Source organism: Rhodococcus sp. B10 (assembly GCF_011770055.1).
Classification (GTDB): domain Bacteria; phylum Actinomycetota; class Actinomycetes; order Mycobacteriales; family Mycobacteriaceae; genus Rhodococcoides; species Rhodococcoides kyotonensis_B.
Genome location: NZ_JAAFYV010000013.1, coordinates 68,108 through 80,258 on the forward strand (window position 1 = coordinate 68,108; position 12,151 = coordinate 80,258).

General features: G+C 64.8%; 12 protein-coding genes. 7 read left to right on the forward strand and 5 right to left on the reverse strand.

The window, feature by feature from the left end:
• Positions 1 to 161: 161 nt before the first annotated feature.
• The gene (locus tag RhoFasB10_RS10975; RefSeq protein ID WP_167676399.1) at positions 162 to 1,325 is read left to right on the forward strand and encodes a globin domain-containing protein; all 1,164 of its coding nucleotides are present in this window, start codon (positions 162 to 164) and stop codon (positions 1,323 to 1,325) included.
• 70 nt (positions 1,326 to 1,395) lie between these two features.
• Here the strand turns inward: RhoFasB10_RS10975 and RhoFasB10_RS10980 are convergent, their stop codons facing one another.
• Both RhoFasB10_RS10980 and RhoFasB10_RS10985 read right to left on the reverse strand, forming a co-directional pair.
• Positions 1,396 to 2,937: an acyl-CoA synthetase gene (locus RhoFasB10_RS10980; RefSeq protein WP_240931029.1), complete on the reverse strand. Its 1,542-nt coding sequence runs from the start codon at positions 2,935 to 2,937 to the stop codon at positions 1,396 to 1,398.
• A 22-nt stretch (positions 2,938 to 2,959) separates the two neighbouring features.
• On the reverse strand, positions 2,960 to 3,988 hold the full coding sequence (locus RhoFasB10_RS10985; protein WP_068421665.1) for an LLM class F420-dependent oxidoreductase: 1,029 nt from the start codon (positions 3,986 to 3,988) through the stop codon (positions 2,960 to 2,962).
• Between the two features lie 70 nt (positions 3,989 to 4,058).
• Between RhoFasB10_RS10985 and RhoFasB10_RS10990 the strand changes: the two genes are divergently transcribed.
• From RhoFasB10_RS10990 to RhoFasB10_RS11005, 4 genes are read left to right on the forward strand one after another with little or no spacing between them, the layout of a single operon-like run.
• The gene (locus RhoFasB10_RS10990; protein ID WP_346764379.1) at positions 4,059 to 5,069 is read left to right on the forward strand and encodes an OB-fold domain-containing protein; all 1,011 of its coding nucleotides are present in this window, start codon (positions 4,059 to 4,061) and stop codon (positions 5,067 to 5,069) included.
• A 9-nt stretch (positions 5,070 to 5,078) separates the two neighbouring features.
• On the forward strand, positions 5,079 to 6,128 hold the full coding sequence (locus RhoFasB10_RS10995) for a thiolase domain-containing protein (protein ID WP_167676401.1): 1,050 nt from the start codon (positions 5,079 to 5,081) through the stop codon (positions 6,126 to 6,128).
• Positions 6,129 to 7,298 (forward strand): thiolase domain-containing protein, encoded by a 1,170-nt coding sequence (locus tag RhoFasB10_RS11000; protein WP_167676403.1) that lies wholly within the window; start codon positions 6,129 to 6,131, stop codon positions 7,296 to 7,298.
• The gene (locus tag RhoFasB10_RS11005; RefSeq protein WP_068421657.1) at positions 7,295 to 8,155 is read left to right on the forward strand and encodes a TIGR03619 family F420-dependent LLM class oxidoreductase; all 861 of its coding nucleotides are present in this window, start codon (positions 7,295 to 7,297) and stop codon (positions 8,153 to 8,155) included. The genes RhoFasB10_RS11000 and RhoFasB10_RS11005 overlap by 4 nt, the downstream gene beginning before the upstream one ends.
• 43 nt (positions 8,156 to 8,198) lie before the next feature.
• On the opposite strand, the gene RhoFasB10_RS11010 is transcribed toward RhoFasB10_RS11005, so the two are convergent.
• A complete protein-coding gene (locus RhoFasB10_RS11010) occupies positions 8,199 to 9,464 on the reverse strand; it encodes a cytochrome P450 (protein WP_254303440.1) in 1,266 nt (421 codons plus the stop codon).
• Positions 9,465 to 9,605: 141 nt separating this feature from the next.
• On the opposite strand from RhoFasB10_RS11010, the gene RhoFasB10_RS11015 reads away from it, so the two are divergent.
• Positions 9,606 to 10,745: a steroid 3-ketoacyl-CoA thiolase gene (locus RhoFasB10_RS11015; RefSeq protein WP_068423017.1), complete on the forward strand. Its 1,140-nt coding sequence runs from the start codon at positions 9,606 to 9,608 to the stop codon at positions 10,743 to 10,745.
• A gap of 117 nt (positions 10,746 to 10,862) precedes the next feature.
• On the forward strand, positions 10,863 to 11,279 hold the full coding sequence (locus tag RhoFasB10_RS11020) for a helix-turn-helix domain-containing protein (protein ID WP_068423019.1): 417 nt from the start codon (positions 10,863 to 10,865) through the stop codon (positions 11,277 to 11,279).
• Here the strand turns inward: RhoFasB10_RS11020 and RhoFasB10_RS11025 are convergent.
• The gene (locus tag RhoFasB10_RS11025; protein ID WP_068423295.1) at positions 11,276 to 11,554 is read right to left on the reverse strand and encodes a DUF2277 domain-containing protein; all 279 of its coding nucleotides are present in this window, start codon (positions 11,552 to 11,554) and stop codon (positions 11,276 to 11,278) included. The genes RhoFasB10_RS11020 and RhoFasB10_RS11025 overlap by 4 nt on opposite strands.
• A 21-nt stretch (positions 11,555 to 11,575) precedes the next feature.
• The gene (locus tag RhoFasB10_RS11030; RefSeq protein WP_068423020.1) at positions 11,576 to 12,148 is read right to left on the reverse strand and encodes a TetR/AcrR family transcriptional regulator; all 573 of its coding nucleotides are present in this window, start codon (positions 12,146 to 12,148) and stop codon (positions 11,576 to 11,578) included.
• Positions 12,149 to 12,151: the final 3 nt, after the last annotated feature.

Genomic DNA, 12,151 nt, shown 5'->3' on the forward strand with positions numbered 1-12,151 from the left:
GATGTCGGTGTGTACAACGATAGCTAAGTTGAGTCTGTTCCGCTCAACTCTGAAGATTTGTGTGAACCCGGCCGGCGCAGACATGTGGCCACCGTTCGCCAAACGGGATACCCTCGACCGGTCTACTTCGGAACCGTCTACCTGGGACGGAGGTCGATTCGGTGCTCGATGCGCGAACACTCTCCCTGGTTCGTGCCGGTTTCAAGGCGGTTCTTGCAGCGGACGACGGCCCCGAGCGACTCGCCCGATCCTTCTACGCGCACCTCTTCGCGGAACATCCGGAGTTCAGAGCCTTCTTCCCGGCTGCCATGGATCAGCAGCGCGAACGGTTCGTCAAAGCGCTCGCGTGGGTGTTCGACAACCTCGACCGCGACGAGCGCGTCGTCCCGTTCCTCGAACAACTGGGGCGCGACCACCGCAAACACGGTGTCGACGGGTCGCACTTGCGTGCCGGTAGTTCGGCGCTGATCTCGGCGTTCCGGACCTTCGTCGGCAACGAGGTATGGACCGACGAGATCGAAGCCGCATGGACGGCCACACTCGACCTGGTCAGCGACAGCATGGCCGTCGCAGCGGATTCGGACGAGATGCCGCCGTACTGGGGAGCGACGGTCGTCGACCACCAGCGGCTGCTCGACGACCTGGCCGTCGTGCGGCTGCAGCTGGACGAGAGCATCCCCTACTTCCCGGGCCAGTACGTCAGCGTGCAGATTCCGCAGCGACCCAAGCTGTGGCGCTACCTGTCCCCCGCCATTCCGAGCAACCCGCAGGGCGAGATCGAATTCCATGTCCGACGCGTGTCCGGCGGCTGGGTCAGTCCCGCGATCGTGGGCGAGACCGTCGTCGGAGATCGGTGGGCGGTGAGCCCGCCGCTCGGTGGACTGCACGTCGACCGGTCGATCCCCGAGGACGTGTTGATGATCGCGGGCGGAACGGGCCTGGCGCCGCTGCGCGCGCAGATCATGGACATGGCTCGCATGAGTCGCAATCCCCGCGTGCACCTCTTCATGAGCGGGATCTACCCGCGCGACCTGTACGACGCGCAGACCATGTGGCAACTGTCGCTGTCGAACCCATGGCTCACGGTCGTACCCGTCACCGAGGAGAACGAGGACCCGTGGTGGCACGCGTCGCCGACCCCGGAATTGCCTGTAGGCATGCACCACCGGCTGCACGGACCGATCGGCAAGGTCGTCACGCAGTTCGGATCGTGGGCGGACCGTCGAATCCAGGTCTGCGGTTCACCGTCGATGGTGCGCACGACGCTGTACGCACTGCGCAAGGTCGGTACGCCGATGGAGCACGTGCAGCACGATCCCCTGTAGGCAGCTCCGCTGCACGTGTACGAAAATACATAGCGGGCTATGCATTTTCGCGCACGTGCGCCGCAGGCGCCTACCAATACGGGTCGCGGAGTCTGCGCTTGTACAGCTTTCCGTTCGGGTCGCGCGGCAATTCGTCGGTGTAGTCGATGGACTTCGGGAGCTTGTACTTCGCCAGCCGCTCGCGAGCGAAGTCGAGAATGTCCGCGGTCAGGCGATCGTCCGGTTCGACGCCTACTTCCGGTTGTACGACCGCCTTGACCTCCTCACCCCAATCTTCGTGCGGCACACCGAACACCGCGATATCGGCCACACTGGGGTGCGTGATCAGCTCCCCTTCGATCTCGGCGGGATAGATGTTGACCCCGCCGGAGATGATCATGTCGGACTTGCGGTCGCACAGAAACAGGTAGCCGTCCTCGTCGAGATAACCGATGTCGCCGAGTGTGAACAGATCTCCGACGCGTGACGCCTCGGTCTTCTTCTTGTCGTGGTGGTATTCGAAGCTCGAACCGCCCATACGCATGTACACCTGGCCGGGTTCGCCTGCGGCGAGCTCGTTTCCGTCGTCGCCCAGCACCTTGACGACCGAATTGGGCCACGGCAGTCCGACCGATCCGGGCTTGCGCAGCCACTCGCCACCCGAGATGACCGTTCCCCCACCTTCGGTCGCAGCGTAGTACTCGGTGACGACAGGACCCCACCACTGCAGCATCTTTCGTTTCACGTCCAGCGGACACGGCGCGGCACCGTGGATCATGACGCGCAGCGACGACACGTCGTACTTCTCGCGGGTCGCGTCGGGCAGGGCGAGCAACCGGTGGAACTGCGTCGGGACCATGTGGCCGTGCGTCACGCGATGCCGTTCGATGAGCGCGAGCATCTCCTCGGGATCCCATCGGTCCATCAGAATCACCGTGTGGCCCAGTTGAATCGAGATCGCGACGAAGTTCAGCACGGCCGTGTGATAGAGCGGCGAGCCGCAGATGTGCACGTGGTCGTCGAACGGTCGTATCCCGAAGATCGCGAAGAACCCACTCGACGCGAGCGGCACCTGATCCGGGTCGGCACCGGTGAGCGGGCGTCGCACGCCTTTCGGTTTTCCCGTCGTTCCCGACGTGTACAGCATCGGCCCACCCGCAGTGCGGATGTCGGGTCGCGCGTCGGAAGCACCGAGATCGCGCAGCGGCATGAACCCGTCGATGTCGCCGACCGAGAATCGCGCAGGCACACCGGATTCGTCGGCGGCCCGGCGTGCCGCGTCGGCGAATCGTGCCGACGCGACAAAGGCTTTCGCGTCACTGTCCTGCAGTATGTACGCCACTTCGGAGCCGGTCAGGTGCCAGTTGACGGCCACGATGTAGAGACCGGTCTGGAACGCGGCGAAGTAGAACGCGACGAGATCTGCGCTGTTGTGGAGCATCATCACGACGCTGTCGCCCGGCCGGAGCCCCATGTCCTGCAAGCCGCGACCGTAGCGGTTCGCGTCGGACACCAACTCGCCGTAGGTGTGCGGTCGCCCCTCGGGATCGACGAGCGCGATGCGTTCCGGTTCCTCGGCGGCGATGTTCCACAACCCACCCGTGCGCATTCCAGCCTTCTCTTCGACCGTCATGCCACACAATCTAGAACGTGTTCTACCTCTTCAGCAAGGCCCCGAGCTCCCGCACTCGCGACGCGGTGGGCGCAGTCACGAGCAGCATCGTCACGCCGGCGTCCTCCCAGCGCTTCACCTCGCCGCGCACGTGGTCGGCGTTGCCGATGATCATCGTTTCGGCAACCATCTCGTCCGGCACGACGGCGGCCGCCTCGTCCTTGCGTCCGGACTGGAACAGCCTGCCGATCTCGGCGACCTCCTCGTCGTAGCCCATGCGCCGGTACACCTGCGCGTGGAAGTTCAGTTCCGGTGCGCCCATTCCGCCGACGTACAGCGCGACGGTCGGCTTGAGCTGCGCGATCGCCGCGGGCCGATCGTCGGTGAGCACCACCTGACAGGTCGCGGCGACCTCGAAATTCTCCCGTGTCCGACGCGCGCCGGGACGTGCGAATCCGTCGTCGAGCCACTCGTCGTACATCGGCGCGAGCCTCGGCGAGTAGTAGATGGCCAGCCAACCGTCGGCGATCTCGGCGGCCAACGCCACGTTCTTCGGACCCTCGGCGCCGAGCCAGATCGGCAGGTCGGCGCGGAGCGGGTGCGTGATGGATTTCAGCGGTTTGCCCAGGCCGGTGCCGTCGGCCGGCAGCGGGTAGTGCGGTCCGTCGCTGGTGACGGGACGCTCCCGAGCCAGGACCTGCCGCACGATGTCGACGTACTCGCGCGTGCGTGCCAACGGTTTCGGAAACGGCTGTCCGTACCACCCCTCGACGACCTGCGGTCCGGACACACCGAGGCCGAGGACGGCCCTCCCACCGCTGAGGTGGTCGAGGGTCAGCGCGTGCATCGCGCAGCTGGTCGGCGTACGTGCGGACAGCTGCGCCACCGACGTGCCGAGAGCGACGCGCGACGTGCGCGAACCCCACCAGGCCAGCGGCGTGAAAGCGTCGGACCCCCACGATTCGGCGGCGAATACGGCGTCGAAACCCGCCTCCTCCGCCGCGTCGACGAGGTCCGCCGTTCCCGTCGGGGGCTGTGCACCCCAGTAGCCGAGCTGCAATCCGAGCTTCATTTCCAGTGCCCTCCGTCGACCGGTCTTGCCTCCATAATAAGAACCTGTTCTACTGAAAAATGTGACTTCGGTGAATGCACCACTCAGCGCGCCGCTGAACAATGCTTTCGATTACACACGCTCGGTCGGGCCGACCATCGGAGCGTTCCTGACGGGGTTGCGTCGCAAACAGATTCGTGGCGGACGCACGAGCGACGGCCTCGTTCACGTACCGCCACCCGAATTCGACTCGGCGACAATGGAACCCGTCACCGATTTCGTGGACGTCGCATCGACGGGCACCGTCGTGTCGTGGTCCTGGGTGCCGACGCCCTATGACGGGCAACCTCTCGACCGTCCCTTCGCGTTCGCGCTCGTTCGACTCGACGGCGCCGACACGGCGCTGCTGCACGCCGTCGACGCGGGAAGCCCGGACCGTATGTCGACCGGCATGCGCGTACATGCGCGGTGGGCCGAGGAGCGAGTCGGCGATATTCACGACGTCATCTGCTTCCAGCCGGGAGTGGAGCCTGCGGAACGACCCATTGGGCCGGGAGTGGAGCCTGCGGAACGACCCGTTGGGCCGGGTGAGGGTGCCGAGGACCCGCAGTCCGCCGGTGACCCCGTCGAGATGATCACCACCCCAGTCCGCCTGGAGTACACGCATTCCGCGTCGGCCGAGGAGAGTTACTACCTCCGCGGTTTGAAAGAGGGACGCATTCTCGGCGGACGGACGGACTCTGCCGGCAAGGTGTACGTACCTCCTCGCGGGGCCGATCCCACCGACGGGCGGCCGACGGCGGAGCAGGTGGAACTGCCCGATCGTGGCATCGTGACGACCTTCTGCATCGTCAACGTGCCGTTCCTCGGCCAGCGGATCAAGCCCCCGTACATCGCGGCCTACGTGCTGCTCGACGGCGCCGACATCGCGTTTCTGCATCTGATCCTCGAATGCGACCCGGCAGATGTCCGGATGGGGATGCGCGTCGAAGCGAAATGGAAGCCGCAGCAGGACTGGGATTACACACTCGAGAACATCGAATACTTCCGCCCGACGGGTGAACCCGACGCGGACTACGACACCTACCGACACCACCTGTAAGGGGCGGCCATGACCGATATCGCAGTGGTGGGGTTCGCGCAGGCGCCGAACGTCGCCGAAACGGCGGGCACCACCAACGGCGTCGAGATGCTGGTGCCGTGCTTCCGGCAGCTGTACGACGAACTGGGAATCGACAAGTCCGACATCGGTTTCTGGTGTTCCGGCTCGTCCGACTACCTCGCCGGACGCGCCTTCTCGTTCATCTCGGCGATCGACGCCATCGGCGCGGTGCCGCCGATCAACGAGTCACACGTCGAGATGGATGCGGCATGGGCGTTCTACGAGGCGTGGGTCAAGTTGATGACGGGCGAGGTCGAAACAGCACTGGTGTACGGCTTCGGCAAGTCGTCGGCAGGAACACTGCCGAAGATCCTCGCGATGCAACTCGACCCCTACCTGGTGGGCCCGCTCTGGCCGGATGCGGTGTCGTTGGCCGGAATTCAAGCCCGAATGGGTATCGACGCCGGCAAGTGGGACGAACGCGCGATGGCCGAAGTCGCGGTGCGCAACCGAGCGAACGCGCATCCGCTGGCGCAGCTGACTGCGCCGCTATATGTGGAAACGCTGCTCGCCGCGGACTACATCGCGGACCCCCTCCGCGCGCACGACTGTGCACCGGTGACCGACGGCGCGTCGGCGATCGTTCTTGCGGCGGGCGACCGTGCGCGCTCGCTCCGCGAGAACCCGGCTTGGATAACGGGAATCGAGCATCTCGTCGACTCCCCCGAGATCGGTGCCCGAGATCTGACGACGGCCCCGTCGGCACACAACGCGGCGCTGAAGGCGTCGGGAGGCGATCTGGCGAGCATCGTGTCCGCCGAACTCCACGCGCCCTTCACACATCAGGAAATCATTCTCAGCGACTGGCTCTCGGACCGAACCGCCGTGAATCCGTCCGGTGGAACCCTCGTCGGGAACGCGATGTTCTCGGCCGGGCTCGAACGCATCGGACACGCCGCGACACGCATCTTCGACGGGCACGACGACCGCGTCCTCGCGCATGCAACGAGTGGTCCTCTGCTGCAACAGAATCTGGTCGCCGTGATGGAGGGGAGATAGATGAGCAAGCACCCCGCGGCCGTCCTCGGGACCGGCCAGACGCACTACGTCGCCAAGAGATACGACGTGTCCATGTCCGGACTGCTGCGCGAAGCGATCGACCGCGCGATGACCGACGCCGAGGTGACCTGGGACGACATCGATGCCGTCGTCGTCGGGAAGGCACCCGATCTGTTCGAGGGCGTCATGATGCCCGAGTTGTTCATGGCCGACGCCATCGGCGCCACCGGAAAGCCGCTGCTCCGCGTGCACACCGCCGGTTCCGTCGGCGGCTCGACCGGGGTGGTGGCGTCGTCGCTCGTGCAGTCGGGTGTGCACCGACGCGTCCTGGCCGTGGCGTGGGAGAAGCAGTCGGAGAGCAATGCCATGTGGGCGTTGTCGATTCCGATTCCGTTCAACATGCCGGTCGGTGCGGGCGCGGGTGGGTACTTCGCGCCGCACGTGCGGTCGTACATCAGGCGCTCGCATGCGCCGGACCACATCGGCGCAATGGTCGCGGTGAAGGACCGACTGAACGGTGCGAAGAATCCGTACGCGCATCTGCGGCAACCGAACATCACGCTCGAGTCGGTACAGGCGTCGCAGATGCTCTGGGATCCGATTCGCTACGACGAGACCTGCCCGTCGTCCGACGGGGCGTGCGCCATCGTCATCGGCGACGAGGAATCGGCACGTGCTCGCGTCGCCGACGGGAAGCGGGTCGCGTGGATTCACGCGACGGCGATGCGCACCGAGCCGACGACGTTCTCGGGCCGTGACCAGGTCAGTCCGCAGGCAGGCAAGGATGCCGCCGCTGCACTGTGGAAGGCTGCGGGTATCACCGATCCGCTGACCGAGATCGACGTCGCCGAGATCTATGTGCCGTTCTCGTGGTTCGAGCCGATGTGGCTCGAGAACCTCGGGTTCATGCCGGAGGGCGAAGGCTGGAAGCTCACCGAAGCGGGAGACACGGCACTCGGCGGAACCTTGCCGGTCAATTGCTCCGGTGGTGTGCTGTCGTCGAATCCGATCGGTGCGTCGGGCCTGATTCGGTTCGCCGAGGCCGCGATGCAGGTGATGCACCGGGCAGGCGATCATCAGGTCGACGGCGCCCGGACAGCACTCGGCCACGCGTACGGCGGTGGTTCACAATACTTTTCGATGTGGGTCGTAGGGAGTGAGCAACCGTGAAGTACACCGTCGGAATCGCCATGACGCCGTTGAACGAGTTGACGACGCTGGCGCGAACGGCGGAGGAGTGCGGGTTCACGTCGATCGCGCTACCGGATTCGTTGTTCTACATGGAAACTCAGTCGGCGGACTATCCGTACACCCCGGACGGGTCACGCATGTGGACGGCCGACACCCCGTGGGTCGACCCACTCATCGCAGCAGCCGCGATGGGTGCGGTGACGACGCGCATCGAGTTCTACACGCAGGTGCTCAAGCTCGGCTCCCGCAACCCCGTACTGCTGGCTCGCCAGGTCGGCTCGGTGGCCGCGATGACCGGTGATCGATTCGGATTCGGCGTCGGAATCGGCTGGGCACCCGAGGAATTCGAATGGTGCGGGGTGCCGTACGCGAAACGCGGCAAACGAGTCGACGAGATGATCGACGTCATCAAGCTGATTCTCGGCGGCGGAATGGTCGAGCATCACGGCGAGTTCTACGATTTCGACAAACTGCAGATGAGTCCCGCGCCGGCGAAGCCCGTGCCCTTCTACGTCGGCGGCCACACCGACGTCGCGTTGCGGCGAGCGGCGCGAGTCGGCGACGGCTGGACGTCCGCGATGATCACGTTCGACGACCTGGTGGGCGTCATCGCACGGCTGCGCGAGTTGCGCGCCGAGTACGGAAAAGCCGACGAGCCGTTCGAGATCCAGACCGTGTGCATCGATCGCTTCGGAAAGGACGGATACGCCGAGCTGGAGGAAGCAGGCGTCACCGACATCATCACCGTGCCCTGGGTCTTCGACGGCATCGGGTTCGACGGGCCGCTCGAGGCGAAGCAGGAGTCGATGCGGAAGTTCGCGGAAAACTTCATGTGAGTGGCAATGTACAGCGGGCTGTACATTGCCACTCACGGGTGCGCTAGTGCCTGACCGGACATCCACCCGTGTAATCGACCCGAAACTCCTTGACCCCGTTGAGCCATCCGGACCTGAGCCGCCGGGGATCGGCCAACTTGGTGATGTCCGGGATGTTGTCGGCGATCGCGTTGAACATCAGTCCGATCTCCATGCGCGCAAGATTCGCTCCGATGCAGTAGTGCGCACCATGGCCGCCGAATCCGACGTGCGGATTGGGGTTTCGCGTGATGTCGAATCGGTGAGGATCCTCGAACACGTCTTCGTCGAAGTTCGCCGAGCCGTAGAACATCGCAACGCGTTGGCCTGCCTTTATCGTCGTGCCGTTCAGATCGAAGTCCTCGAGGGCGGTGCGCTGGAACGCCGTGATCGGGCTCGCGTAGCGGACGACCTCGTCGGCCGTCGTGTCCGGACGCTCCTTCTTGAACAGTTCCCACTGATCGGGGTTGTCCATGAACGCCGCCATCCCGTGCGTGATCGCATTGCGGGTGGTCTCGTTCCCCGCCACCGCCAGGATGATGACGAAGAAGCCGAATTCCTCTGGCTTCATGTGGTCACCGTCGATGTCGGCGTTGATCAGAGTGGTGATGATGTCGTCTTTCGGACACCGGCGCCGCTCGTCGGCCATCTGATACGCGTAGCCGAGGATCTGCGTCGACGCCTCCACCGGGTCTATGTCGAATTCCGGATCGTCGTACGACGTCATCTCGTTCGACCAGTCGAAGATTTTCTTGCGGTCCTCCTGTGGAATACCGATGAGATCGGCGATGGCCTGCAGAGGAAGCTCCGACGCGACCTCGGTGACGAAGTCACCTGTCGGATTCTGTGCAGCCTTCTTGACGATGACGTCGGCGCGCCGTTCGAGCTCGGCCCGGAGACCGTTGACGGCCTTCGGCGTGAACCCCTTCGACACGAGCTTGCGGGTCTTGGTGTGTTGGGGCGCATCCTGATTCAGCATGACGAAGCGCTGCAGCTCGATCTGCTCGCGCGTGATGTCGTCGTTGAAGCGCGGCAGCGCCGTGTTCTCGCGACTCGAGAAGACATCGCTGCGCTTCGAGATCTCCTTGACGTCCGCGTGCTTGGTGACGACCCAGTAGCCGTCGTCATGAAATCCGCCGATCTCCGGAGACTGCGGACACCACCAGATCGGCGCTGTCCTCCGCAATTCGGCGAATTCCTTCACCGGGATGTGGCTTTCGTAGATGCCGGGATCGGTGGGGTCGAAGTTCTCCGGCAGATCGGGACGCGTGAGGTCCGGTCGTACTGTCACTGGCTCTCCTGACATCTGCAACACGTTCTAGGTTTATTCAAACACAGAGGCATGTGGCACGGAAGAATAATGGTCGACGGCACTTGCACGTCGAAGAGAACGTGTTCTAATTTCGAGAGGCAGGAGGGAAAGGAGTTCACCGTGGGTGATCCCGTCGTCGTCGAGGCCGTCCGCACACCGATCGGCAAGAGAGGAGGCTGGTTGTCGAGCCTGCACGCCGCCGAACTACTCGGGCTCGCGCAACGCGGCGCACTCGACCGGCTCGGACTCGACCCCACGCACAGCGACACTGTCGAACAGGTCATCGGCGGGTGCGTCACCCAGGCCGGCGAGCAGTCGAACAACGTCACCCGCACCGCCTGGCTCCACGCGGGACTTCCGTGGCAGACCGGATGCATGACCGTCGACGCGCAATGCGGTTCCGCGCAGCAGGCCACTCACCTCGTCGCGGGCCTGATCGCAGCAGGCGCGATCGACAGCGGCATGGCATGCGGAGTCGAGTCGATGAGCCGAGTTCCGTTGGGCGTCAATGTCGGCGAGAACGCAGGGCCGCGTCGACCCGAGTCGTGGAACATCGACCTGCCCAATCAGTTCGAGGCCGCCGAACGGATCGCCCGACGCCGCGGCCTCGGTCGCGCCGATCTCGAGGCTCTCGGCGTGCGCTCTCAAGCGTTCGCGAGACGCGCCTGGGACGAGGGTCGGTTCGATCGTGAGGTCCTGCCGGTGGCCGTCGGCGACGAGGTCGTCACCCGCGACCAGGGCCTGCGCGACACGACGACGGAATCGCTGGCGAGGTTGACACCGGTAATGCAGGACGGCCTTCACACGGCCGGGACGTCGTCGCAGATTTCCGACGGGGCCGCGGCGGTGATCTTGATGGACTCGGCACGCGCCGTCGAACTGGGTCTCACCCCGCGGGCGCGGATCGTCGCGCAATGCTTGGTCGGGGCGGAAACCGAGTTTCACCTGGACGGTCCGGTCCAGGCCACGACACGGGTTCTGGAACAGAGTGGCATGAAGATCGGCGATCTGGATCTGTTCGAGGTGAACGAGGCGTTCGCATCGGTTCCGCTGTCCTGGGCGTCGGTTCATCGCCCGGACATGGACAAGGTGAACGTCAACGGCGGGGCGCTGGCGTTGGGCCACCCCGTCGGAAGCACCGGTGCACGACTGCTGACCACCGCGTTGCACGAACTCGAGCGTCGTGACGCGTCGACGGCACTGATCACCATGTGCGCGGGTGGCGCGCTGTCGACGGGGACGATCATCGAACGAGTGTGAAAGCGACCGAAAAGTACGTTCTACGAGCATGTTTCAGCACTGCACAGCGGTTATCCACCGGTTATCATCGAGGTGTCGCATGCACTACGCGTGCGGCCGGTCGAAAGAAGATATCCGATGTCCGCAGACTTCGCGGCCAGACTGAATACGCTGTTCAACACGGTGCACCCGCCGGGCCGCAAACCACATACCAACGCCGAGGTCGCCGACGCATTGGCCGAAGGTGGCCACCAGATCTCCAAGCCGTACATTTCGCAGCTACGCTCCGGGCAACGGACCAATCCGTCCGACGACACCGTGGCCGCGCTCGCCCGCTTCTTCAAGGTCAAGTCCGACTACTTCTTCAACGACATCTACGCGACGAAGGTCGATCGCGACCTCGAGCTCATCACACAGATCGAGGGGTACGGGTTGCGCAGGCTGTCGGCGCGCGCGTTCGACCTGTCCGAGGACTCGCAGAATCTGCTCAGCGCGGTGGCGGAGAAGCTTCGCGTCAGCGAGGGGCTGCCCGAGGTACCGCCGGACAGTACCTAGCTGCTCGCGGCTTTCGCGGCGATGCGCGCCTGCACTTCGGGTCGACGCAGCGGCGGCAGGGTGGGTGGCGGCTGACGACGGTCGGGCAGTGCGTCGAGCAGCCGGTGCGTCGTCGCGGTGACCTCGGCGACCGCCTGTTCGAACGCGTCACGCGTCGCATCGGATGTCTTCTGGACGCCGCTGATCTTGCGGACGTACTGCCTTGCCGCGGCCTCGATCTCCTCGTCGGTCGCATGCGGTTCGAGCCCACGCAGCGTGGTGATGTTTCGGCACATGCCCGCCACGATAGCCCTGCTCTAGCTCGCCAGCAGCCCTTCGAGAGCACGCATGCACAGCGTCTTCACGTCCTCTTCCGTGATTGCCCTGCGGTCCAGCCAGTCGAGGCATACAGCGCGAACGAACGACACCCATCCGCGCAACGCGGACTTCATCAGCTCGGTCTGCAGCTCCGGCGGCAGCGCGGCGAGTATTCGCTGCTGTTGCGTGTCGAACTCGGCCGTCACGATGGCCTGAATCTCGGTGTCGCCCAGTATGGATCCGCGGTTGATCGCCCGGACGCCGTGTTCGTGCTCGGAGGCGTATCGAATGTAGGCATCGAGACCGGCAGCGACCTGTTCGACGACCGGGAGCGACGTGTCCGGCGCCGTGATCTCGAGAATGCGCACGGATTCGACGCGAATGATCTCGGCGAAGAAGTCACGTTTCGACGGGAAGTAGTGATACATCAAGCCCCGCGAGACGCCGGCCAGATCGGCGACCTCCTCGATCCACACGTCGTCGTACGGCCGATCGGCGAAAAGCCGGGATCCGATGTCGAGGAGCTGAGTACGTCGTTCCGTCGGGGACAGCCGCTTACGAGAGGTGGTCATGAC

Bases quoted from the DNA above. Each gene is read 5' to 3' on its own strand.
- RhoFasB10_RS11030 (WP_068423020.1), bottom strand. From the start codon at position 12,148: ATGACCACCTCTCGTAAGCGGCTGTCCCCGACGGAACGACGTACTCAG.
- RhoFasB10_RS10995 (WP_167676401.1), top strand. From the start codon at position 5,079: ATGACCGATATCGCAGTGGTGGGGTTCGCGCAGGCGCCGAACGTCGCC.
- RhoFasB10_RS10985 (WP_068421665.1), bottom strand. From the start codon at position 3,988: ATGAAGCTCGGATTGCAGCTCGGCTACTGGGGTGCACAGCCCCCGACG.
- RhoFasB10_RS10980 (WP_240931029.1), bottom strand. From the start codon at position 2,937: ATGACGGTCGAAGAGAAGGCTGGAATGCGCACGGGTGGGTTGTGGAAC.
- RhoFasB10_RS11020 (WP_068423019.1), top strand. From the start codon at position 10,863: ATGTCCGCAGACTTCGCGGCCAGACTGAATACGCTGTTCAACACGGTG.
- RhoFasB10_RS11000 (WP_167676403.1), top strand. From the start codon at position 6,129: ATGAGCAAGCACCCCGCGGCCGTCCTCGGGACCGGCCAGACGCACTAC.
- RhoFasB10_RS11025 (WP_068423295.1), bottom strand. From the start codon at position 11,554: ATGTGCCGAAACATCACCACGCTGCGTGGGCTCGAACCGCATGCGACC.